The sequence below is a fragment of the Streptomyces sp. NPDC093252 genome, from assembly GCF_040683675.1.
Classification (GTDB): Bacteria; Actinomycetota; Actinomycetes; order Streptomycetales; family Streptomycetaceae; genus Streptomyces.
Genome location: NZ_JBFBEM010000003.1, coordinates 513,461 through 537,017, shown reverse-complemented (window position 1 = coordinate 537,017; position 23,557 = coordinate 513,461). Strand labels below are relative to the sequence as shown.

The window sequence follows — 23,557 nt, the reverse complement described above, 5'->3', positions numbered from 1 at the left end:
TGACCCGTGCGGGCCGTGAGGAGCGCGGATGAGCAGCCAGTGGGCCGTGGTCGTGTCCGGTGGCGTGGTCGTCGTCTACGGGGCGTTCTCGCGGCGGCTGTCGACGACGGTGATCTCCGGGCCGTTGGTGTTCATGCTGTGCGGCCTGGCGGTCGGTCCTCTCGGCCTGGACCTGCTGGACCGGGCCAAGGACCCCGAGGTCACCCGAACGCTGCTGGAGGGGGCGCTGGTCCTTGTTCTCTTCACGGACGCGGCGGCGATCCGGGCCCGGGACCTGCGCCGGGAAATTTTCCTGCCGCTGCGGCTGCTGGTGGTGGGCCTGCCCGCCACGATGGCTCTGGGGTGGCTGGCGGCCTGGCCGCTGCTGCCCGGTCTGAGCGTCTGGGAGCTGGCGCTGGTCGGCATCATCCTGGCGCCGACCGATGCCGCGCTCGGCCAGCAAGCCGTCTCCAACGAACGGGTCCCGGCGCTGATCCGCGGCGGTCTGTCGGTCGAATCCGGTCTCAACGACGGCCTGGCGCTGCCGTTCTTCGTGCTGGCGCTGGCAGCGGCCGGTGAAGGTCACGGTCATCCGGGCGTCGTCGAGACGTTCCTGCGTGCGCTGCTGCTCAGCGGTGCGATCGGACTCGCGGCCGGCTGGGCGGGGGCGAGTGTGCTGCGCCGGTCGGCCGCCCGGGGCTGGAGCGGCACGGAGTGGTGGCCGTTCCTGGCGCTCGCCGTTCCGGTCGTGGCGTATGCGCTGTGCGTCGTGGTGGAGGGCAGCGGCTTCATCGGTGCCTGGGTTGGCGGCCTGGCCTTCGGTATCCGGCTGCGCCGGGCGCCTGCCGACGGGGGCATGGGCGCTGGGCGCCCGGACGATCCGGGGCGGAGTACGAGGTTCACCGAGCGCCTGGGTCTGCTGCTGGCCTCGCTGGGCTTCCTCGTGTTCGGCGCGGTCATCCTGGGACCGGCTCTCCAGCATCTGTCGTGGCGGGTCGTGGTGTACGCGGTGGTCAGCCTGACCGTCATCCGGATGCTGCCGGTCGCGCTCGCGTTGATCGGCACCGGCTTGCGTCCGGCCTCCGTCGCCTATCTCGGCTGGTTCGGCCCACGCGGGCTCGCCTCCCTGGTGTTCGGCCTGCTCGCCTTCGAGGAGCACCTGGCCGGGGTGGCGCTGCTGAGTGATGTCGTCGCCGTGACCGTGAGCCTGAGCGTTCTGCTGCACGGCGCGTCGGCCCCGTTCCTGGGAGACCGCTACGGCGACTGGTTCGCGAGCGCGCTCCGCGCCGAGCCGGATCTGCGGGAGAACGCGCTCACGGTCGGTGACCGGCCGGATACGCGAGCTGCCGGGAGAGCCAGGCGGAAGCCTTCGACCTGAGGCACCTGAGGCACCTGAGCACCTGAGGCTCCTGGGGTGAGCCACTCTCCTGGTCCTGGTCGGTCACCGGTGGCCGGCCACCGCAGGGGACGAGCGCTGACCGCCGCACCCTCCCGTTCCGGAAGGATCACGGCGTCGAAGAAGTCCGTCCATATGCCCTTGTCCTCATACGGGTTGAGTGAGGCCGCCCGTGGCCCGCCGTTCGCCCGGTCGGCCCCGGATGGAGGGGCGGGAGCGGGCGAGGGGACGGGCCGTTGCCGGGTGCCGGTGCGGGTCAGGTGGTGGGCATCAGTACGGTGTCGATGATGTAGACGTTGGCGTTGGCGGTCTTGACTCCGCCGCAGACGACGCGGGCGGAGTCGCCGACGGTGTACGACTCGCCCGAGCCGGACGTGGTGAGCTTCGAGGTCTCCAGGGTGTCGAAGGAGCCCTTCTCCAGGTCGGCGGGGGCGAGCTTCTGTCCGACGACGTGGTAGGTGAGGATCTTCGTCAGCGCCGCCTTGTCGCCCAGGACCTTGTCCAGGTCGGCCTGGGGGATCTTCGCGAAGGCGTCGTTGGTCGGTGCGAACACGGTGATGTTCTGGGCGTTGTTGAGGGTGTCGGCCAGCCCGGCCTTCTGGACGGCGGTCACCAGGGTGGACAGGGCGGGGTTGTTGGAGGCGGCGGTGGCGACGGGGTCCTGGGCCATGCCGTCGAAGGAGCCCGCGCCGGTCGTGGGGACGGTCGAGCAGGCGGGGCCGAACGGCTGGTCCATGGCGGCGGCGTCCTCGGTGCCGGTTCCGGCGTTGTCGGCGGAGGCGGGGGCGGATGCCTCCGACGCGGAGCCGGAGCCGGAGCCGGAATCGGCGGAGTCGCTGCCGGTGTCGGAGCAGGCGGTCAGGGCGAGGGGGAGTACGGCCGCGGCGGCGAGGGCGACGGCGGCGCGGCGGAAACGGGTGTGGCGAGTGTTCATGGTGATTCTCCTGGGGTGGGGAATTGAGCGGCGTGTGCCGCGTCTTGGAGGGAGGGAAGGTGTTGGGCAGGGGGCGGATTGGTGGGTCGGTGGGTCGGTGGGTTCATGGGGTCATTCGACGGTGACGACCACGGAGTGCCATCCGCTGGCCCCGTCGGGCACGGTCTTCGTCCGCTGTTGCGTCTGCACGGTTCCGGTGCGGTCGGTGGCGCGGACGGTGAGGGTGTGGGCGCCTGGGGTGGCCTGCCAGGGGAGGGACCACTGGCGCCAGGTGTCCCGGCCCGCCTCGGCGGCGAGCCGGGCCCGCTGCCACGGCCCGTCGTCCACCCGGACCTCGACCCGGTCGATGCCCCGGTGCTGGGCCCAGGCGACCCCGGCGACCATGACCTCGCCCGCCGTCGGCCGGGCGAAGGGCCGGGGTGTGTCGATCCGCGACTGCGTCTTGACCGGCGCCCGGCGCGCCCATCCCCGCCGCACCCAGTAGGGGTCGTAGGCGTCGAACGTGGTCAGTTCGATGTCCTCGATCCATTTGCAGGCGGAGACGAACCCGTACAGGCCCGGCACCACCATGCGGACGGGGAAGCCGTGGTCGAAGGGGAGGGGTTCGCCGTTCATGCCGAGGGCGAGCAGGGCGTCCCGGCCGTCCATGACGTCCTCGACCGGGCTGCCCAGCGTCATGCCGTCCACGGAACGCGCCACCAGTTGGTCGGCGGGACCGCCCCGGGAGGGCGCCCGCGCGCCGCACTCGGCGAGCAGTTCGGCGAGCCGTACGCCGGTCCAGCGGGCGTTGCCGACATAGGGGCCGCCGACCTCGTTGGAGACGCAGGTGAGGGTGATGTCCCGCTCGACCAGTTCGCGGCGGAGCAGGTCGTCGTAGGTGAGGGTGAGCGGGCGGGTGACGCCCCGGCCGTGGATGCGCAGCCGCCACGTGGTGGCGTCCACCCTCGGTACGACGAGTGCGGTGTCGACGCGGTAGAAGGAGTTGTTGGGGGTGACGAAGGGGCTGATTCCGGGGACCCGTAGCCGGGCGCCCCTGGGTACGGGGGTTGCGGGGGAGCCAGGGGCGGGCAGCAGCACGCGTTCACGGGAGGCGGCGGCGTTCTCGGCGGCCGAGCCCTTCAGGACCCGGCCGAGGCCACCGGCCCCGGCGGAGGCCACCGCGGCGGCGCTCGCGGCGATGACGAAACCACGCCGGTCCCAGCCCGGCTCCCGCTTCGGTTCCTGTTGCCGTCCGCCACTGGGTAAGGCAGTCCGGCTCCCCGCGGTGAGCCGGCCCACCAAGGCGTACAGCACGGCCGCTCCGGCGACCGCCCCCGCCAGGGACGGCACCGTGTCGAGCGGGCCGTTCGCGTCGGGCCGGGTGACGGCGGCCACCGCACCCACCAGCCCGAACACGAGCACGCCCGCCACGCCCGTACGGCGGAACCGCAGTGCCGCGATTCCCAGACCCAGCGCGAGGAACGCCAGCACCGCGAGGATTCCGGCCTGGAGCACCAGTTTGTCGTTCGTGCCGAAGTTCCGGATCGCCCAGTCCTTGACCGCGGTGGGCGTACGGTCGATCGCCGCCCCGCCCACCGCGATGACGGGACCGGCCTGCGGACGTACCGCCGAGGACACCAACTCGGCGACGGCGAGGGCCGCGAGACCGGCCAGCGACCCGCTCAGCGCACCGAGCGCCGACGGCGCCGCTGCTGCCCGCCGCCGGTCCCGGATGCCCGTCTCGTCGTTCCTCACACGGGGAATCCGGCCCCGGGCCGCCCGCTGGATTGGTCGGCCGCCCGAACGGATGAAATCCCCCGACCCACCCATCCGCGAGGCCCACCGGCTACGGATCAAGCGCATCGATTCCGCTCGGTCGAGGCCCGCCAGGCGCTGTCACCGCAACGGCCAGGGGTGCGCGCCACCTGCTTGGCACGCACCCCTGGAACTGCTCTCCAACCTCCGGCTAGGCGAACGCCAGTACCGCCAGCGGCGCGGACGTGGGCCGCGCCGAACCGCCCTCGGGCTCGACCGTGACGCCCATCCCCGAGGCCGGCCCGACCGCTCCCCTCATCAGGACCGTCTGATCCGCCCGCCCCGGTTCGAGCAGCCCCGCGTCCCGCATCACACCCCCGTCGTCGAACCACAGTTGATAGGTCTTCCCGGCGGGTGGACGCGGCAGCCCGGCGGCCACGAACACCGCCCGGTCCCTGGACCGGGACACCACCACACTCCCCGTCGCCCCGTCCCCCCCGTCACCCCCGTCGCCTCCGCTGTCCCCAAGGGTGCCGGCCGCGACCCGCGCGTCCGGCGCGGACAGCACGGCGGCCACCTCCGCCGCCGCCCGCTCCGCGACCTGCACCCGGCTCTCGGCGTCCCGGGCCCGCTCGTACTGCCACCAGGCCGTTCCCCCCAGGGCGGTCGCGACGGCGAGACAGGCCGCCAGCGCCCACCGCGCCGACACACGGGCCCGCCCCGCCCCCCGCTCCGGACGGACCGGCACCACCGCCGGGCGCGGCGGTTCCTGCCGGACGGCGGTGATCCGGCGCAGCACCCGCGCCCGCATCTCCGGGCGGGGCACGGCGGAGGCGGCCAGCCCCAGCCGGGCCGCCGTGGCGGACAACTCCGCGCTCTCCTGCGCGCACGGCACGCATCCGGTCAGATGCCGCTCGAACCCGACCCGCTCGTCCCCGTCCAGCGCGTCCAGCGCGTAGGCGCCGGTGAGCCGGTGCGGATCGTCGGCCGACAGGTCCACTGCACGGGCGGGCGGGTTCGTTCCGTCGGTCGTCACAGCGACACCCCCAGGCAGTCACGCATCCGGATCAGCCCGTCCCGCAGCCGGGTCTTCGCCGTCCCCAACGGCAGCTTCAGCGCCTCGGCGACCTGCCGGTACGTCAGCCCCCGGTAGTACGCCAGCGTCACCGCCTGCCGCTGCACCTCGGTCAGGGTGCGCAGACAGCGCCGTACCTGCTCCCGCTCCAGCCGGGCCTCGACCTGCTCGCTCACCTCGTCGTACTCCGGCGTCCGGTCCAGCAACGCCGCCCGGTGGTCCCGTACGGCCGCCGCCTCCGCCGAGCGCACCCGGTCCACTGCCCGCCGGTGGGCCAGGGTCAGAATCCAGTTGAGGGCGGTGCCCCGGTCGGGACGGTAGCGGGGCGCGGTCCGCCACACCTCCACCAGAACCTCCTGGGCGACCTCCTCGGACTGGGCCCGGTCCCGCAGCACCGCCCGCGCCACCCCCAGCACCCGCCCGGCCACGGCGTCGTACACCCCGGCGAACGCCTCCTCGTCCCCCAGGGCCACCTGCGCCACCAACTCCTCCAGATCGGGTCGGGTCGACGGATTCCTGCCGATGAACACGGCCTCTTCCACACGGTCCTCCGTGGTCCGGACATCTCCAGCCGTAATCCGGGCCCGCGCGGCCGGCGGATTGGTCCGTGTCATTGCCGTGTCATGTCCCGCCCGCGGTGGCGCCGTCGCGGTACGCGACTCACCGCCGACGAGACAGCGGTCCGGGCATCGTTCCTGCGGATGCGCTGTGCGGCGGCGCGAGTCTGCGGCATCGTCCAGGTCACCGCACGGACGGCCGGCATACCTGGTGGCGCTGGACGGCGATCGGCCTTCCACTTGATTCCCGCCACCCGGGCAGGACGCTCAGAACGCATCCCGGCCACGTGCCCTGCGGGGCGGGGGACGTGACGTAAGCGGGCGAGGGGGTTTGCTGTGGTGATCAGCCCTCCTGGCGCCATCTCCCGGAAATGACCGGTTGGCCGGTCTGCGCCCTGGTTGGGGGTGTTGTCCGGCTGTCACGATGCCGATGCCGCCGGCCCGAGCAGGGCCGCGGGGTGCGCCGCCAGCCGCCCTGCGGCGGTACCGGTGTGCCAGGTCTGTCAGCTCTGCCGGGTCTGCCGGGTCTGCCGGGTCTCTCAGGTCTGCCAGGTCTGACGGGTCTCTCAGGTCTGCCAGGTCTGACGGGTCTGACGGGTCTCCCGGATGAGTGAGACCCGTCAGATCTGTTCCGCTCACCTGCCCCATCCGCTCACCCGCCTCACCCGCCCCATTCGATCCGTCCGGCCCATCCGGTCCGACAAAGGAGTCGCCGATGTCCATCATTGCCCAGCCGCAGCCCGCCACCCCGCTCACCAGCGCGTTGAACGCGGCGGTGGTGGTCCCGCCGTCCGACGCCGACCCCGAGCTTGCACTGGCGCAGAAGGGGCTGATCGAAGGACTGGACCCGGGCTTCACCGTGCAGGACGCGGACGGCAGGACCGTGTGGTCACTGGCGAAGTACCAGTTCCTGACCGACGCCGAGACGGCGCCCGACACGGTCAACCCGAGCCTGTGGCGCAACGCGACCCTGAACATGAACGCGGGCCTGTACGAGGTCGTCCCGGACGCGGTCTACCAGGTCCGCGGCATGGACCTGTCCAACATCACCTTCCTGGAGGATCCCACCCGCGCCACCGGCGACATCGTCGTCGTGGACCCCCTGGTCAGCGAGGAGTGCGCAGCCGCCGCACTGGAGCTGTACCTCAAGCACCGGGTGTGGCCGGGCCGCGACCGCACGATCCGGGCGGTGCTGTTCACCCACTCCCACGTCGACCACTACGGCGGGGTCGGCGGCCTGTTCACGGAGACCGGCGGCATACCCGGCCCCGATGTCGAGATCATCGCCCCGGACGGCTTCCTCGAACACGCCGTCAGCGAGAACGTCTACGCCGGCAACGCCATGCAGCGCCGCGCGATGTTCATGTACGGGACGCTGCTGCACGCCTCCGAACAGGGGCAGGTTGACGCCGGGCTCGGCAAGTACAACTCCGACGGCGCCGTCGGCATGCTGGCCCCGACCTTCGATGTCACCCCGGAACGCGCCCGCCGGGACGCCGTCCACGCCTTCGGGGCGATCAACATCTCCTTCCAGCTCACCCCCGGCACCGAGGCCCCCGCGGAGATGAACTTCTACCTCCCCGACATCAACGCCCTGTGCATGGCGGAGAACGCCACCCCCACCCTGCACAACCTCTACAGCCTGCGCGGCGCCCAGGTCCGCGACGCCAAAGCCTGGTCCGAGTACCTCAACCAGGCCGTCGACTGGTACGGCGACCGCTCCGACACCCTCTTCGCCAGCCACTTCTGGCCCCGCTGGAACACCGACGACACCCCCGACGCCATCGTCTCCTTCCTCACCAGCCAGGCCGACCTCTACCGCTACCTCCACGACCAGGCCCTGCGCCTGGCCAACCACGGCCGCACCATGACCGAGATCGCCGAGGACCTCGACGCGAGCGTCCCCGAGAGCCTGTCCGGCCAGTGGTTCAACCGCGGCTACTACGGCACCGTCAACCACGACCTGAAGGCCGTCTACCAGCGCTACCTCGGCTGGTACGACGGCAACGCCGCCCATCTGCACACCCTGCCCCCCGAGGAGTCCGGGCCCCGCTACGTCGACGCCATGGGAGGCGCCGACAGCGTCATCGCCACCGCGCAGAAGATCTACGACACCGCCACCGGCGCCGCCGACTACCGCTTCGCCGCCGAACTCCTCAGCCATGTCGTCTTCACCGACGAGAGCAACATCCAGGCCCGCAGGCTGGAGGCCGATGTCCTCGAACAGCTCGGCTACCAGGCGGAGAGCGGCCCCTGGCGCAACTTCTACCTCGCCGCCGCCTTCGAGCTGCGCCACCGCCCCACCACACCGCCCGACCTGCCCGGCGTCCAGCTCATCACGCCCGCCGTGCTCGCCGCGATGCCGCTGGAGATGCTCTTCGACTACCTCGGCATCCGCCTCAACGGCCCCCGGGCCGCGACCCAACCCCTCACCATCGGCTTCACCGTCACCGGCGGGGTGACCGGCGACCCCGGCCGGTGCACGCTCCGCCTGCGCAACGGTGTCCTCGTCTACACCCCCGCCGACGACACCCACCCCGTCCCGTCCGACGCCGACGCCACCTACACCATCACCCGCACCGGCCTCAACGGCTTCGCCGTCGGCAACAAGACCCCCGACGAACTCCTCACCAGCGACGACCTCACCATCGACACCGGGACCATCACCCCCCTCGACACCCTCAACACCCTCCTGGACACCTTCGACTTCTGGTTCCCCCTCACCACCCCCTGACGCACCGACGTCACCAACGCCACCAACACCCAGGAGCCCCCCGTGAGCGGCACCGTCATCACCCTCGCCGACACCACCTTCGACACCCAGGTCCTCAAGGCGAAGGGCCCGGTCCTGGTGTCCTTCCTGGCCGAATGGTCCGGCCCCTGCAAGATGATCGAGCAGCCCTTGAACGAGATCGCCGCCGAGCACTCCGGACGGCTGACCGTCGGCAACCTCAACGTCGACCGCAACCCCCTCACCCCGCCCCGCTTCAACGTCACCGCCGTCCCCACCCATCTCCTCTTCAAGGACGGCAAGGTCATCGGCACCAAGATCGGACCATGGTCCAAGGCCCACCTCGTCGAATGGCTGCACGCCAACGGCGTCTGACGGAGACGAACGCTCCGGCGGGCCCGGTCCGACGGCGTCCACCGTCGCTGCGCGGCGGCGTTCGCGCTCCCGGCCGGGCCGGTCAGGGCCCCGAGCACCAGGACAGGACCTGCGGTGATACGGGCGGCAAGGCGCATCGCGTCGTCTCCGGGAATCACGAGAGATACGGAATGGATCACCCGCCCAACGGGCCATCGGGGGCCGGGGTCCCGACCGCGAGGAAGGGCTCCGACGACGGACGTCCCGAAGGCGATTCGGTGCCTGGGCCGGATGGCGAGCCGGTGATCACCAGTACGGCGGAGGCGGGGAACGGCATCCGTCGGCCCTGATGGGCGGACGGATGCCGTTCCCCTCACGCACTGGAGGGCCGGGGACGCCGCGCGGCAAGGGTGCGGCCCGGTCCCGGGACCGGAACCGGGCCGCACCCCGCCGCGCCGGACCTCTCCGGCGCGTGCCTACGGCTCGTCGATGCCGCTCCAGGCGACGTAGAAGCCCAGTTCGCGGCACGTCTCGGGAGTGAGCTGGCGGCCGTTGCGCTTCGCGTCGTCGACCCAGCGCAGGTAGAGGCGGAAGCCGCTGGCCGTCACCTGGTAGATGCCGTGGGCACCATGGGTCCAGAGCTGGCTGCCGCCGGTGGAGTAGATCGAGGCGTGGTAGACGGGGGTTCCGGCGAAGTAGGCGTTAGAGGTGTCCACGTCGATGTACACCCCTTCCTGGCCATAGAGCCGCCAGCCCTCACCGGGAACGGTCTTTCCCGAACCGACACGTAGAGTTGCCATGTTTCTCTCCTTGGGCGCTTCGAGCCGAGTCCGGTCCTGCACGGCAGGCTGCCCGTGTCACACCATCCGCGACGGCTGTTCCTGTCGGGCGGGCTCGCTCAGTTCCACCCCACTCGGGGCGGGGGCTCGTTCACTGTCGGTGATATGTCCACGTGGGCACATGCACACCCCTGGGCCTGCTGTCGCCGCCTGCGGGGGTGCGCATTCCCGGTGCGGGGCATGTCGTAGGACAATCGGCATTTCGGCAGGGGCACGCGGATGGCGGTCCGCCTCCCTGGTCGCTTCCCTCACAGTCAACAAGGCCACCGTCACGGAGAGTTCGCCCAGGGTGGAGGACCCGGCCCCTGAGCGGGAGGGAGCGGAAGCGAAAGGTGGCCGATTCATGGTCACCCACAGGTGGTGTGCGGCGCACCGGCGACGATGACCGGTCTCGGCCCAGCCCGCCGTCGGCGAGGTGGCGTGGGGGTGACCCAGTACACGGGGCCGGCGAGTCGGGCGGGACGGGGCTTCGGGGGTGGTGTGGGTGCGGGGGCGCCTCCAAGGAGTCGAGGAGCGGGTTGGTCGCTTTCGGTGGCCTGGGAGTTCGGGAGGGCGCCTACGTTGACATGCCCGCGCGCGGTGAGTTCGGGACCGCCCCCGCATGCGCGGGGACCACGAAAACGAAACGCAGTTCATTGCGTGGTTGCCGGGACCACCCCCGCATGCGCGGGGACCACAGGAGCCGACCTGTGCTGTTGCTAGTGGCGGGTGAGGATTTTACTCACTTTGCCAAACTCCGACCTTGCTGGCATATAGGGCAATTTGTGACCTGTGTGCTTGCTGCTGGACTCCCCTTTGGCTGCCTGCTCCATTCTTGCGGAAGGCGTTGTGGAGGGTGGTGTCCCGTCAGGGTCTTTCAAGCGCATGGTTCGGCTGCGCGTAGCCGGGCAGGCGGCAGCGTGCGTTGGATGCGCGGCGGCCAGGCGAACTGCCGGACATGGTGGCTCCGCCCATCCTGCGCTCCCGGAGCTGTGGTTGTGGTGATCTGAGGTTCTCCAGGGAGGCTGGCCCGACAGGTCGGCCCGCGGAAGGGGCGTGCGCAGTGCCCCTGTACCGTCTCCGGGAGAGGGCATCGGCAGGGGGTGGCGGGATGGGTCGGCTTGAGTTCGGTTGGGAACTCGGGGGTTCCGGGTGGGCGACCTGCCGGATCGCGGACGGTGTGGCGGAGTGGAAGGACTTCGCCAGCTACGGCACGGACGCCCTTGCGGATGTGCTTCAGGGGGTCGCGGGGCTGTATGGCGATGACAACGCCGTTCGGCGTTTCTCTTTCGATCTTGAGCCGGCCGAGGCGCGATGGGTTCTGCGGCGGAGTGGCTCGGACGTCGACATCGCGATCTACCGGTTTCCCGACCTGCTCACCAGCGTCGACGCGCCGGATCGGGCGGGCACACTCTCCTGGGCCTCCACCCAGCCCCTCGGCCTTCTCGGGCACGTTGTCCTGGAGGCCGCTGATGCGGTGATCCGGCTCCATGGGAAGGACGGCTACCGGGCGAAGTGGGTCGAGCACCCGTTTCCCGTTGCCGCGTTGCGAGAACTGCGTCGTCTGCACGTGCGGTACGACGGGTGCGAACGGCGGCATGGCGGGGCGTCGACGTAGGCCGTAGACCTTCGAGCGCGGCTGCCGGGTGGGTGGGCGGTTGGCCGTGTATCCGGTGTGGTCCGGCGACTGCTGCCGCCCCCCGCGAGGTGCATCTGGGGTCAGGCGCCTGCCCTGGCCATCAGATCAGGATGCACTTGTACGGTGAGATCGACCGGTCGGGGATGCGGATGACCGGCGGGGCCGGGCGTGGGGTGATGCGCCAGGTGATGGGCTGCGGTGGGGGTGTGGTGGCCGTCGGCGATGGCGTGCTGAGGGTGGCGGGGCGGACGACCGGGGGTGTGGCCGCGGAGGCGTCCTGGACGCCGACCGTGGTTACCAGGACCACTGCCCCCGCCAGGGCTATGCCGAGCCCGAAGGAAGTGCCTGCTGCGGAGTTGTGCACGAGCCCAGGAGCCCCTTCAGGCTGGTGATCGGTGTGCCGAAGATCATCTTATATACACAGGGAGCTTGAATGTAAATTCCGGCTGTGCAGGGCGAGTTCGGGGACGTTGAGGGTGCTGGTGGTGAGTGGCTGCTGCCCCTGCCCGGCGGGGAAGGCGGGCGGGCGGAGACGATCGTCATGTCTCCTTCGGGCCTGCGAAGGGGGGCCGGTGAAACCCCTCTCCCCGTTCCCTCAGGGCTCCGTCAGGGATCTGCAAGCTTCCTGCAAGGGCCCGGCAAGGGTTTCGTCCGGGGTGTCGGGCATGTCCCCGGAGGCAGCGGGGTGGCCCGCGCAGGGAGATGACTGGGGGACGTCGTGTCGGCGTTGGGGATGATGGAATCACGATCAGGGGCGGTAGCGCGCCAGTATCGGACGGTTGTCGAGCGGAGGACCGTGCTCGCGGTGGCCCACACGGTCACCTACGCGAAGCGGCTCATCGACGTGCTGTCGCAGTTGGAAGGGGACTTCCGGGTCCAGGTGGTGTTCACCGCGCCGCCGCACGTCTTCGGGCGCGAGGTACCTGCCTTTCTCGCGCGGCTGGGCTGCTCCGTGCTGCCCTGGCAGGACGCCGTGCGCACGGAGTTCGATCTCGCGCTCGCCGCCGGGCGGGGCGGGGTCGAGCACCTGCGGGCGCCGCTGATCACCATGCCGCACGGCGCCGGGTATCTGAAGCGGGTGACCGGGCTGCGGGACGCGGACACCAACGGCGTCGCGGGCATGCGCCGCAGCGACCTGCTCCCGGCCGGGCGCGCCCCGGCCGCGGTGGTGCTGCCCCACGAGGCGGAGCTGGCGGAGCTGGCCCGGCTCTGCCCGGAGGCACTGCCGTACGCCGAGGTCGTCGGTGACCCGGTGCACGACCGGATCGTGGCGAGTCTGCCGCTGCGCCGCGCCTACCGGCGCGCACTCGGGCTGAAGCCGGGGCAGAAGCTGGTGGTGCCGGTCTCCACCTGGGGACCCCAGTCCACCTTCGCGCGCTTCGAGGCCCTTCTGCCGCGGCTGATGTTCGAACTGCCCGGCGACACCCATCGCACCGCCCTGCTCATGCACCCCAACGTCTGGTCCCGGCACAGCGCTTGGCAGGTACGGGCGTGGCTCCCGCGCTGCCGGCAGGCGGGGATCGCGCTCGTACCCCCCGAGGCGGACTGGCGGAGTGTGCTGATCGCGGCGGACTGGATCATCGGCGACCACGGCTCCGTCACCCTGTACGGGACGCTCACCAAGGCGGCACTGCTGATGACCGGCTCCCCCGAGGGGGAGATCAACCCGGCGTCACCCGCCGCCGCCCTCGCGGAGTTCGCGCCCGCCCTGTCCGCGAGCCACCCGCTGCTGGAGCAGTTGAAGTACGCGGCCGGCGAGCGGCGCACGGAGGAGCGGGCGGCCATCGCCGCGCGGATCACCTCCGAACCGGGGCGCTTCGCCGGGAACATGCGACGGCTGATGTACCGGGTGATGGGGCTGAGTGAGCCCGCCCACCGCCCGGTGACCGGCCTGCTGCCGGAGCCGCCCTCCCTGGGGGCGCTCACGGGGACCCGGCGGGGCGCGGCATGACCGCCTTCGTCACCGTCCAGGCGTGGACGGCGCCGGGGAGGCGGTCCCCTTCCGGGGGAGTCGGCTCGGATGCCGGGGGAGTCGGTTCGGGTGTCGGGGTGCTCGGTTCGGGTGTCGAGGCACTCGGCTCCGGGTTCTCGGCGCTGGAGCGGGCGGCGGGGGCCTTTGGGGCGGGCCTCGGGGGCGGGACGTCCTGCTGTGGAGGGGAGTCGTCTCCGTCGGCGTCCTGCTGCTCCCCCTGTGGGGCTCGCGGTGCCCTCTGGCGCGGAGAGGAGTCCCCTCTGTCCCCTCTGCTGTTGCGCGTTCGGGCCGACGGGCGGTGTCTTCTGCTGCTCGCGCGGTCCGGCCGCCCGGATGACCGGCGCGCGGTGTTCGACGAGCACTTCGTCGTGGATGCCGATCTGGATCCGGGAGATCCGGGAGATCCGGGAGATCTGGGGGATCTGGGGGATCCGGGGGACCCGGGAGGCTCGGGTGGGTGGCGGTCAGGGGTCGCCGATGTGGTGACAGGGAGTCGGCCGCGGTCCGTTCGTACGGCGCTGCATCGGCTGGCGGTGACGGCCGCGCGGTGTCCCGCTGCCGTCGTCGTCGCGGTTCCGCTGGTGGGGGGCGGCTGGGCGGTCCGTACGCCCCGCGAGAGCCGGCCGGTGCTGCTGGCCCCCGCCGTGACCGGGCATCCGCTGCTGCCCTCGTGTCTGCACGCCTGGCTGGTGGCGGGCGGGAGCCTGGCCGCGCTGACGGACGGCTACCTCGCGGCGGGGTCCGGCGTGGGTGGGGTCACTGCGGGTCGTGCCCGTCCGGCGCCTGCCCCTGACCCGGTCCCTGTCCCTGACCCGGTCCCTGTCCCTGACCCGATCCCTGTCCCGGCCCAGGCCCCCGCCCCAGCAGTACCCGCAATCGCCGCGCGTCGCCCGGACTGGTGATCTCGTAGCGGGTCAGGGACTCGGTCCAGAGGGTTCGGGCCCTGGTGTGGTCGGCGCGTTCGTGGGCGCTGTGGCCCAGCATTTCCAGTGTGCGGGCCTGCCAGTGCACCGCCCCGGAGGAGGTGAAGACGGCGAGCGCCTCCTCCATCCGGGCGGTGCCGGAGGTGTGGTCGCCCGCGAGGAACTGGGTCCGGCCGAGGTAGGCGAGGGCGCGGGCCGCGTCGTGCGGGTCGTTCAGGGCGAGCAGTTCCCTGTGGGCCCGGGTGAACGCGGCCTCGGCGGTGGTGGTGCGGCCCAGGTCGAGGGCGATCTCGCCCAGCGCGGTGCGGGCGAGGGCGACTCCGCGCGGGTAGCCGCAGTCCTCCCAGGTCGCGATGGCCTGTTCGAGATAGGGCACGGCCTCCTCCGGGCGGCCCGCCTCGCGGTGGCAGCGGCCCAGGCCCAGCAGTGCCTGGCCGGCGTCCCTGTCGTCACCCGCGGCGCGGGCGGCGGCCAGGGACTCCTCGTACCAGGCGACGGACTCGTCCCGGTGGCCCGCGGAGTTCAGGCCGATGGCGCCGGAGTTGAGCATCTGCCGTACGGCCTCCGGATGGCCGTCGGCGCGGGCGGCGGCCAGGCCGATGCGGTGGGCCTCGATCCACAGGTCGTAGTGGCGCAGCCGCAGGAACAGCGGCCACATGGCGTCGACCAGTTGCCAGGCGGGCCGGTGCCAGCCGCGCGAGGCCGCGGTACGGGTCAGCGTCATGAGGTCGTGCCGCTTGGCGTCCAGCCAGGCGAGGGCGCCGGCGTCGTCGGTGAACGGTTCGGCCGCGGTGAAGGTGTGCGTGTAGTCGCGGGGGAGGACGAACTGGGCGGGGGTCAGGCGCTGTTCGGCGGCGGTCGTGACCCGCAGGTGCCAGTCGCAGACCCGGCGCAGGGTCTCGTCGTTGGCCGCCTGGCCGTCCCCCGTGCCCCGCTCGCGGGCGTGGACGCGGACCAGGTCGTGGAAGCGGTAGGTGTCGGGACCGGTGTTCTCCACCAGGTTGGCCTCGGTGAGTTCGTCCAGCCCGCGGGCCGCCCAGCGCGGGGACTCGGCGCAGGCCGCCGCCGCGGTCAGGAGGTCGAAGGCGGGCAGCGGCAGGGGGCCGAGTCTCCGGTAGAGCAGGGCGGAGCCGTCGCTGAGCACCGCGTACGAGGCGTCCAGTGCCTTGCTCACCGTGGTCTCCCCTTCGATGTCCAGTGCCGCCAGCCCCTCCGCGCCGGGGGCCAGCGCGTCGGCGAGTGCCGCGACGGGCTGTCCGGGGCGGGCCGCGAGCCGCGCGGCGGCGAGGCAGACGGCCAGCGGCAGCCCGGCGCACAGGCTCACGACCCGTTCCACGGCGGGCAGTTCGCTCGCCACCCGGTCGGCGCCGATGCCCCGGGTGAGCAGTGCCACCCCGTGCGCCGCGTCGAGCCCGGCCAGGTGGTGGAAGTGCGCCCCGTCCAGGACGAGGCCGGTCAGCCGGCGCCGGCTGGTCACCACCACCGCCCCGCCCGGCCCGGCCGGCAGCAGGGCGCGCACCTGCGCGGCGGTGAACGCGTTGTCGAGGATCACCGCGGCCCTCAGCCCCGCCGACTGCGAGCGCCACAGCGCCTGCTGGTCGGTGAGGTCGGCGGGTACCGAGGTCGCGCCCAGCGAGCGCAGGAAGCGGCCCAGCACCTCGCCCGGCGCGGCGGGGCCCTCCTCGGTGTGGCCGCGCAGGTCCGCGTAGAGCAGCCCGCCGGGGAAGTCGGCCGCGCGCCCGGCCAGCCACCGGGAGACCAGGGTCGTCTTGCCCATGCCCGCCGGGCCGTCGACCACGATCAGCGGCCCGCCCGTGTCCGCTCCCCCGTGCCGGTCCAGCAGCCGGTCCAGGGCTTCGAGGTCTGTCCGCCGGTCCATGAAATGGCCGGGAACCGGTGGGTGCTGACGGGGAACCGGCCGGGGTGCGGCGTGCACATGGACACCGCCCGTGATGTCCCTGGCCTGGATGGTGAGCCCGCTCAACCGGGCCTCGCCACCGATGCTGTTGCGATGCGTGCCCTGCGGCGACTCACTCATCGTCCTCCCTGAGTGGCGACCTCGGTCAGCCTCTGTCACATGCGGTCTCCTGCGGTCTACCCCGAACAATCGCCGGATGAAGGGCGCGGCGGCGCGCGGCCCGGTGAGGGACGGCAATTCGGACAGATGCTGCCGGGCAGGGGTGGGGGCCCTGGTGGGGTCCCCCGCTGCGTGTCATGCTCAGAATCAGGGTCGGACCAGCGAGGAGGGGCGCTGGTGGATATCCATTTACTCGGGCCGGTGGCGCTGTGGGTCGAGGGCGCGCGCCTGGAACTCGGATCGGTGAAGGAGCGGGCCCTGCTGGCCGCCCTCGCCCTGGACATCGGGCGCCCGATGGCGCTGGACGCGCTCGCGGAACGCATGTGGGACGGCGAACCGCCGCCCAACGCCCGCGAGAACACGCACACCTACATCTCCCGGCTGCGCAAACGGCTGGGCAAGGCCGACGACACCCGCGGCGCCCCGCACATCGTCAGCCGCGCCCGCACCTACACCCTCGAAGCCGACTCCGAGCGCGTGGACTGGCACCGCTTCCAGGGGCTCGTGCAGGTCGCCGGGGGCAGCGACGACCCGCGGGCGGTGGATCTCTTCCGCGCCGCCGACGCGCTCTGGGCGGGCGACGCGCTGGCCGGACTGCCCGGTGTCTGGGCCGAGACCACGCGGCGCACCCTCGCCGAACGCCGGCTGTCCGCCACCATCACCCGGATCGCGGCCGAACTGCGGCTGGGCCGGTACCGGGGCATGGTGGCCGAGCTGTCCGACCTCGCCTCACACCATCCCCATGACGAGACGCTGCTGGGTCAGCTCATGCTCGCCCTCTACGGCAACGGCCGCCACACCGACGCCCTGCGCGTCTACGAGCAGGCCCGCCGCGCCCTGCTGCGCGACTACGGGGCCCGTCCCGGCCCCGCGCTGGAGCGGATCAACCGGGGGGTGCTCAACCATGTGCCCCTGACGGACCTGGTGGGGCCCGCCACGGTGGCCCTGACCGACCTGGTGGGACCGGCCACGGCGGCCGGGCGTGAGCCTGCGGCGGGCGCCGTCGGGGTGGTCGGACGTGAGCCGGTGGCGGGCGTCTTCACGGCTGCCGGGCGTGAGGCGACGGCGGGCGTCTTCACGGCTGCCGGGCGTGAGGCGACGGCGGGCGCCGTCACGGTTGCCGGGCGCGAGCCGGTGGCGGTCGCCGCCGCCGTCGTCGTCCGCCCGGCCGGGCCGGTCCGGGACCACGCGCCGCGCAACCTCCCCAGCCAGCAGCCGCTCATCGGCCGGAACGCGGAACTGCACGCGCTCATCGACTCGCTGGACGGGACGGACGGCTCGGTGGTCCTGCTGGAGACCGTCCACGGCATGGCCGGGGTCGGGAAGACCGCCATCGCCGTGCACACCGCGGCCCAGCTCGCGGACCGCTTCCCCGACGGCCAGATCTACCTCGACCTGCGCGCGCACTCCCCGCTCCAGGAGCCGCTCCCACCCGGTGCGGCGCTCACCACACTGCTGCGCGTCCTCGGCGTGCCCGCCGCGCACGTCCCCGTCGCCCTCGACGAGCAGGCCGACCTGTGGCGCAGCCTGCTGGCCGAGCGCCGCGCGATCGTCATCCTCGACGACGTGGCCGACGCCGGGCAGGTCCGGCCCCTGCTCCCGGGCCCCACCGGGTCGCTGTTCATCCTCACCAGCCGCCGCCACCTCACGGGACTGCCCGCCGCCCGCTCGGTGCCCCTGGACGTGCTGCCGACGGGGGACGCGATCACGCTGTTCCGCCGGTTCGCCGGTGAGCAGCGCACCCACGACCTCGCGGCGGTCGCCGAGATCGTCCAACTGTGCGGGCTGCTGCCGCTGGCCATCGAGCTGGTCGCCAACCGGTTCCAGACCCGCACCGCCTGGACGCTCGCCACCCTGCACGGACGGCTGGCCCGCACCCCCGGCCGGCTCGGCGAGATCCACGACACCGCCGACCACGACATGGCACGGGCCTTCGACCTCTCCTACCGCACCCTGACCAGGCCGCAGCGCGTCGCCTTCCGCCATCTGAGCCTGCACCCGGGGTCGGACTTCACCGTCCCCGTCGCCGCCGCGATCCTCGGCCTGCCCCCGGACGCGACCGAGCGGCTGCTGGAGAGCCTGCTCGGCTGCCATCTGCTGCGCGAGCCGGTGGCGGACCGGTACCAGTACCACGACCTGCTGCGGGAGTACGCGCACCGGCTGGCGCAGTCCGAGGACGACGACGGGACGCGGGACGAGATCGCCCGGCGGCTGATCGGGTTCTACGTCCAGGCGGTCGAGCGGGCCGACCGCCTCGCGTTCCCACGGCGGCTGCGGACCACCGAGGAACCCACCGCCGCCGGGCCGCCCCACGGCCCCGACTGGCCCGACGCCCCCTCCGCCCGGTCGTGGCTGGCCGACGAGCGGGAGAACATGCTGGCGGCCGTGCGCTTCGCCGACGCGCAGGGCCACCAGGCCCCCGCCGCCCGGGTCGCCTTCTGCCTCGCGGGATTCCTCAACGCGGAGTGCTACTGGCAGGAGACGGTGGACGTGCTCCAACTGGCCGTCGCGCACGCGGAGCGGACGGGGGAGGGGACGGGGTACCGACCGGAGGATCTCGGTCGCGCCCTGCTCGACCTGTCGGACGCGCTCGCCAGCACCGGCCAGTACCCGGAGGCCGCCGAGGCGGGACGCCGGGCGCTGCTGATCGCCCGCGACACCGGTGACCGCGACGCCGAGGCGGAGGCGCTGCGCGCGGTCGGGGCGATGGAGTGGCACCGCGGTGAACACGCCTCCGCGTTCGACCACTTCCAGCGGGCCTACGCCATCAAGGTCGCCTCCGGGGACATCTGGTACCAGGCCCGCCTCCACAACAACATGGGCGTCGCCCGGCTCCACCTCGGCGACAACGACGGGGCCCTCGCCCACTTCGAGAGCGCCCGGGACGGATTCGCGCGGACCGGGGACCGGAGGTCGGCCGGGATCGCCCTGAACAACATCGGTGACCGGCTCTTCCGTACCCGCCAGCTCGACCGGGCCCGGGAGGCGTTCGAGGAGGCGGTGTCCCTGCTGGACACCATCGGCAACCGGTACGAGCAGGCCACGGCCCGGCTCAGCCTCGCCGATGTCCTGAGCGAACTCGGGGACACCGCCGGGGCGCTGGCCCTGTGCCGGGAGGCGCTCCCGGTGTACCAGTCCCTCGCCGACCGCAAGAGCCAGGCGGACACCCTGATCAGCATGGGTGAGGCCCACCGCCGTCAGGGCGACCGCGACGAGGCGGTCGGCCTGCTCACCGAGGGCCTTCGGGTCGCCCAGGACATCGGCGCCGCCCACCAGCAGATCCAGGCGCTGCGCGGGATCGGCCAGAGCGAGTTCGAAGCGGGACGGTTCGCCGCCGCCGAGGAACACCTGCGGTCCTCGGTGGAGACGGCCGTGCGGACCCGGGCCCTGGACGAGGCGGTGGAGGCGCAGCTCGTGCTGGCCGAGGTGCTCGCGGCCGCGGGCGACCCCGCCGCGGCCCACGCCGAGCTGCGCACCGCCCTCACCACGGCCGAGGCCCAGGACCACCGCACGACGGACGCGATCCGCCGCCGTCTCCGGGAACTGGCGGCAGCCCATCCGGACACCTGACCCCCGACCCGCCCGCCTGCCCGTCCGTCGGCCGGTCACGGGCGACCCCGCCTGCCACCCACAGCGCGGCCCCGCCGGACGGGAAGGTCAGCCCCCCGCGGCCTCCGCGCCCCCCGCGAGCCCCAGCACCCCGAACACATGCCCCTCCCACAACCCCCGGGCCACCCCCTCCGGATCCCCCGCCGTCCTCCCCCGCGTGTCCAGGATCCGGACCTGACGCGACCGGAGGTCGTACGGCTGCCAGCCCGGCGTGCCCTCCTCCGCGAACGCCGTCCACGCCGAGCGGAACTGCTCCGAGACCGCCTCCGCCTCCGGTGTGGGCCGCAGCCCGAAGAGTTCCGCGATGCCGTCGTACGTGCCGAAGGTCAGGGGGACGTCCAGGCCGTGGCAGGCGCCCAGGGCGCCGCCGTCCGCCGGGGCCGGCCAGGTCAGCTCGTAGACATGGGCCCGGCCGCCCCCGGTCACCTGGGCCTCGGCCAGATGGAGGGTGGGCATGCGGAAGGTCCAGTCGGACTGGACGAGGACGCACAGGTCGTCGTCGGAGGCGTCGGGGAAGGCCGCGCGGTAGGCGGACTCGGGGGCCGGGCCCGGTCCGAAGAGTTCCAGGGCCGTACGGGTCTGCTCGGGCGTGGTCCGGTCCGGGCCGCCGCCGCTCAGGACGTGGAACAGCCGGAACTCGTCCCGGTTGTGCCCGACGATCAGCGGGACGTCCCGCGCCGCGCCCTCCCGCAGTGCCTGCCAGGGCGCCTGCGGCAGCACCTCGCCGTCCACCACCGGGGAGAACGGGGTGACGGTGTGCGCCACCACCCCCCAGCGGTCCCGGTGTTCCCTCATGGCGGGCAGCAGCGCGGCGGCCGACCGCGCGAGTTCATGGGGATCCTGCGAGGCCAGGGCCGCCGCCGTCGGGGGGAGGCCGAGGGGGGCCACCAGGGCGGAGGTGATGTCGGCGGCGAGGCTTGGGGAGAAGTACGTCCCCGGCACGCTCTGGGCGATGGCCCCGTGGAAGAGGCCCCGCGCGCTCGGCATGGCCAGCAGCGCGGCGACCGAACCGGCGCCCGCCGACTCCCCGAAGACGGTCACCCGGTCCGGGTCGCCCCCGAACGCGGCGATGTTCTCCCGCACCCAGCGCAGGGCCGCCACCTGGTCGAGCAGCCCCCGGTTGGCGGGGGCGTCGGGGAACCGGGGGAAGCCCTCCATCCCCACCCGGTAGTTGAAGGTGACGACGACCGTCCCCCGCTGCCGGGCCAGCCGCCCGGCGTCGTACCCAGCGGAGAAGCCCGCCGCGTAGCCCCCGCCGTAGACCCACACCAGCACCGGACGCCGGGCCGCCGGATCGGGCGCCGGGGTCCACACATTCACCGTCAGCCAGTCGTACGAGGTCGGCGGCGGGACCGGGAAGGGCGGGCCCAGCGGGGTCTGCGGGGGCATCGGGCCGAAGTCGAGGGCGTCCCGGACCCCGTCCCAGGCGACCACGGGCCGCGGCGCCCCGAACCGTGCCTCACCCACCGGCGCCCCGGCGAACGGGACCCCCCGGAACACGGCCAGACCACCGCTTTCGCTCCGCCCGCGCACGACACCGGCGGAGGTCCTGGCGATGGGGGGCGGGGGCGTGCTCGCGTTCATGGGGATTCCTTCGCGGGGGTGGGGGTGTGTCCGTGTCGGTGGCTGTACCTGGAACTGGATCTGGACCTGGACCTGGACCGGTGCCTGTACCCCTACCCGCGCAGGTGCCCGTGCCCGCGTCCGTTACCGGGCACTCCACACGCCTTCCTCCTACCCCCACTCGGGGTCGCCGGAGAGGGGCTTGGGGAGGCGGGCGATGACGGTGACCGCCTCGTGGGGGTCGGGGAGGTCGGCGAGGGTGCGGGTGGGGTCGAGGCGTTCCAGGAGCAGGGCGCCGGTCGCCGGGTCGTGGGCCAGGAGGCAGACCGCGCCGTCGCCGTCCCAGGCGCGCAGCGCCGCCGGTTCGGCCGCGGTCTCCTCGTCGCGGAACGGGAGCTTGAGGACGGCGGGGGTGGCGTGGGGCGGCGCCTGGACGACCGGGAGGACCAGCGCCGTCATCCCGCTCATCGGGGGGCCGTCGGGGCGGAGGTTCCAGTGGGCCAGGGTGTGTGCCGCCAGGGCGGGGAGGCGGGCCAGGAAGGCGCGTCCGGCGTCGCCGTTGTGCAGGGCCTGGGCGGTGGCCAGTTGCTCCGGGATCTCGGTCACAGCCCGGACCCTACGGATGTCCACCCCGTCTCTCACCATCATTTCGCCGGGTCCCGGCGCCGAAAAACACGAAATCCGAAGGAGACAGGTGCCCTGGACACGGGTTACCGTCCCCGCCATGAGCAGCAGTGTCGGGAACAGCGGTGTTGTGAACGGCGGTGTCGTGAACGGCGGTGTCTCCTTCTGGTACGCCCAGGACGGCTTCCCCCCGCCCCGGGAGCCGCTGCCCGGTGACGCCGAGGCGGATGTGGTGATCGTCGGCGGCGGGTACACCGGGCTGTGGACGGCCTACTACCTCAAGCGGGCCGCGCCCTTCCTGCGGATCACCGTGCTGGAGCAGAAGTTCTGCGGCTACGGGGCCTCCGGCCGCAACGGCGGCTGGCTCTACAACGGCGTCGCGGGCCGCGACCGGTACGCGAGGCTGCACGGCAAGGACGCCGCCGTACGGCTCCAGCGGGCCATGAACGACACCGTGGGGGAGGTGGTGCGGGTCTCGGCGGCGGAGGGCATCGACGCCGACATCCATCAGGGGGGTGTGCTGGAGGTGGCGTGCAGTCCGGCGCAACTCGCCCGGCTGAAGGCCCATCACGCGCACGAGCTGTCGTACGGGGAGCAGGACCGCGAGCTGTACGGGGCCAAGGAGACGGCCGCCCGGGTACGGGTGAGCGATGCCGTCGGCTCGTCCTGGACCCCGCACGGCGCCCGGATCCACCCGGTGAAGCTGGTCACCGGGCTCGCGGCGGCCGTCGAGGCGCTCGGCGTGATCATCCATGAGTCGACGCCGGTCACCGAGATCCGGCCCCGGCACGCGGTCACCCCGTACGGCACCGTCCGGGCGTCGTACGTGCTGCGCTGCACCGAGGGCTTCACGGCCTCCCTCAAGGGCCAGCGGCGCACCTGGCTGCCCATGAACTCCTCGATGATCGCCACCGAGCCGCTCACCGACGACCAGTGGGCCGCCGTCGGCTGGGACGGACGGGAGACCGTCGGCGACCTGGCCCACGCCTATATGTACGCCCAGCGCACGGCCGACGGGCGGATCGCGCTCGGCGGGCGCGGAGTGCCGTACCGCTTCGGCTCGCGCACCGACAACGACGGCCGGACCCAGGCGGCGACGATCACGGCGCTGCGCGAGATCCTGGTGCGGATGTTCCCGGCGCTGGCCCCGGTCCGGGTCGCGCACGCCTGGTCGGGGGTGCTGGGCGTGCCGCGCGACTGGTGCGCGACCGTCACCCTGGACCGGTCGACGGGGCTGGGCTGGGCGGGCGGTTACGTCGGCTCGGGTGTCGCCACCGCCAATCTCGCCGCCCGCACCCTGCGGGATCTCGTCCAGCAGGACGCGGGGCAGGGCGGGCGGACCCCGCTCACCGAGCTGCCGTGGGTCGGGCACCGGGTCCGCAAGTGGGAGCCGGAGCCGCTGCGCTGGCTGGGCGTCCAGGGCATGTACGCCACCTACCGCGCGGCCGACCGGCGGGAGTCCACGGCATCGGCCGCGCGCTCCTCCCGGCTGGCCCGGATCGCGGACCGGGTGGCGGGGCGGGACTGACCGGCTCCGGGTCCGGGTCGGGGTCCGACTCCGGGTCCGGCGGG

16 protein-coding genes are annotated in these 23,557 nt (G+C 73.0%); 7 read left to right on the top strand and 9 right to left on the bottom strand.

Going from position 1 to position 23,557, the window contains the following annotated elements:
- The first annotated feature begins 28 nt into the window (after positions 1-28).
- Complete coding sequence (locus tag AB0O01_RS08410; protein ID WP_365311681.1) at positions 29-1,357, top strand: cation:proton antiporter; 1,329 nt, start codon at positions 29-31, stop codon at positions 1,355-1,357.
- A gap of 274 nt (positions 1,358-1,631) precedes the next feature.
- Here the strand turns inward: AB0O01_RS08410 and AB0O01_RS08405 are convergent, their stop codons facing one another.
- The 4 genes from AB0O01_RS08405 to AB0O01_RS08390 form a co-directional block, all read right to left on the bottom strand.
- Positions 1,632-2,309, bottom strand: coding sequence for a fasciclin domain-containing protein (locus tag AB0O01_RS08405; protein WP_365311680.1), 678 nt, complete (start codon positions 2,307-2,309; stop codon positions 1,632-1,634).
- Positions 2,310-2,420: 111 nt separating this feature from the next.
- The gene (locus AB0O01_RS08400) at positions 2,421-4,022 is read right to left on the bottom strand and encodes a sulfite oxidase (protein ID WP_365311797.1); all 1,602 of its coding nucleotides are present in this window, start codon (positions 4,020-4,022) and stop codon (positions 2,421-2,423) included.
- Positions 4,023-4,254: 232 nt separating this feature from the next.
- On the bottom strand, positions 4,255-5,037 hold the full coding sequence (locus AB0O01_RS08395) for an anti-sigma factor (RefSeq protein WP_365311796.1): 783 nt from the start codon (positions 5,035-5,037) through the stop codon (positions 4,255-4,257).
- 38 nt (positions 5,038-5,075) lie between these two features.
- Positions 5,076-5,660: a sigma-70 family RNA polymerase sigma factor gene (locus AB0O01_RS08390; protein ID WP_365311679.1), complete on the bottom strand. Its 585-nt coding sequence runs from the start codon at positions 5,658-5,660 to the stop codon at positions 5,076-5,078.
- 730 nt (positions 5,661-6,390) lie between these two features.
- Here AB0O01_RS08390 and AB0O01_RS08385 point away from each other — a divergent pair.
- Positions 6,391-8,409, top strand: coding sequence for an alkyl sulfatase dimerization domain-containing protein (locus AB0O01_RS08385; RefSeq protein WP_365311678.1), 2,019 nt, complete (start codon positions 6,391-6,393; stop codon positions 8,407-8,409).
- Between the two features lie 42 nt (positions 8,410-8,451).
- Positions 8,452-8,781, top strand: a complete 330-nt coding sequence (locus tag AB0O01_RS08380; protein WP_365311677.1) for a thioredoxin domain-containing protein — start codon at positions 8,452-8,454, stop codon at positions 8,779-8,781.
- 455 nt (positions 8,782-9,236) lie between these two features.
- Here AB0O01_RS08380 and AB0O01_RS08375 read toward each other — a convergent pair whose 3' ends face one another.
- Positions 9,237-9,560 carry a hypothetical protein gene (locus AB0O01_RS08375; protein ID WP_365311676.1) on the bottom strand — a complete coding sequence of 108 codons (324 nt, stop codon included), beginning with the start codon at positions 9,558-9,560 and terminating at the stop codon, positions 9,237-9,239.
- A 1,198-nt stretch (positions 9,561-10,758) separates the two neighbouring features.
- On the opposite strand from AB0O01_RS08375, the gene AB0O01_RS08370 reads away from it, so the two are divergent.
- Entirely contained in the window at positions 10,759-11,196 is a 438-nt protein-coding gene (locus AB0O01_RS08370) for a hypothetical protein (protein WP_365311675.1), read from the top strand.
- A 121-nt stretch (positions 11,197-11,317) separates the two neighbouring features.
- On the opposite strand, the gene AB0O01_RS08365 is transcribed toward AB0O01_RS08370, so the two are convergent.
- The gene (locus AB0O01_RS08365; RefSeq protein ID WP_365311674.1) at positions 11,318-11,581 is read right to left on the bottom strand and encodes a hypothetical protein; all 264 of its coding nucleotides are present in this window, start codon (positions 11,579-11,581) and stop codon (positions 11,318-11,320) included.
- A gap of 369 nt (positions 11,582-11,950) precedes the next feature.
- On the opposite strand from AB0O01_RS08365, the gene AB0O01_RS08360 reads away from it, so the two are divergent.
- The gene (locus tag AB0O01_RS08360) at positions 11,951-13,168 is read left to right on the top strand and encodes a hypothetical protein (RefSeq protein ID WP_365311673.1); all 1,218 of its coding nucleotides are present in this window, start codon (positions 11,951-11,953) and stop codon (positions 13,166-13,168) included.
- A gap of 777 nt (positions 13,169-13,945) precedes the next feature.
- Here the strand turns inward: AB0O01_RS08360 and AB0O01_RS08355 are convergent.
- On the bottom strand, positions 13,946-16,150 hold the full coding sequence (locus AB0O01_RS08355) for a tetratricopeptide repeat protein (RefSeq protein ID WP_365311672.1): 2,205 nt from the start codon (positions 16,148-16,150) through the stop codon (positions 13,946-13,948).
- A gap of 216 nt (positions 16,151-16,366) precedes the next feature.
- On the opposite strand from AB0O01_RS08355, the gene AB0O01_RS08350 reads away from it, so the two are divergent.
- The gene (locus tag AB0O01_RS08350) at positions 16,367-19,759 is read left to right on the top strand and encodes a tetratricopeptide repeat protein (RefSeq protein ID WP_365311671.1); all 3,393 of its coding nucleotides are present in this window, start codon (positions 16,367-16,369) and stop codon (positions 19,757-19,759) included.
- Between the two features lie 87 nt (positions 19,760-19,846).
- Here AB0O01_RS08350 and AB0O01_RS08345 read toward each other — a convergent pair whose 3' ends face one another.
- Together AB0O01_RS08345 and AB0O01_RS08340 are read right to left on the bottom strand one after the other, a co-directional pair.
- A complete protein-coding gene (locus tag AB0O01_RS08345) occupies positions 19,847-21,382 on the bottom strand; it encodes a carboxylesterase family protein (RefSeq protein WP_365311670.1) in 1,536 nt (511 codons plus the stop codon).
- Between the two features lie 150 nt (positions 21,383-21,532).
- On the bottom strand, positions 21,533-21,967 hold the full coding sequence (locus AB0O01_RS08340; protein WP_365311669.1) for an aminoglycoside phosphotransferase family protein: 435 nt from the start codon (positions 21,965-21,967) through the stop codon (positions 21,533-21,535).
- A gap of 118 nt (positions 21,968-22,085) precedes the next feature.
- Here AB0O01_RS08340 and AB0O01_RS08335 point away from each other — a divergent pair, with 118 nt between their 5' ends.
- On the top strand, positions 22,086-23,513 hold the full coding sequence (locus AB0O01_RS08335) for an FAD-dependent oxidoreductase (RefSeq protein ID WP_365311668.1): 1,428 nt from the start codon (positions 22,086-22,088) through the stop codon (positions 23,511-23,513).
- Positions 23,514-23,557: the final 44 nt, after the last annotated feature.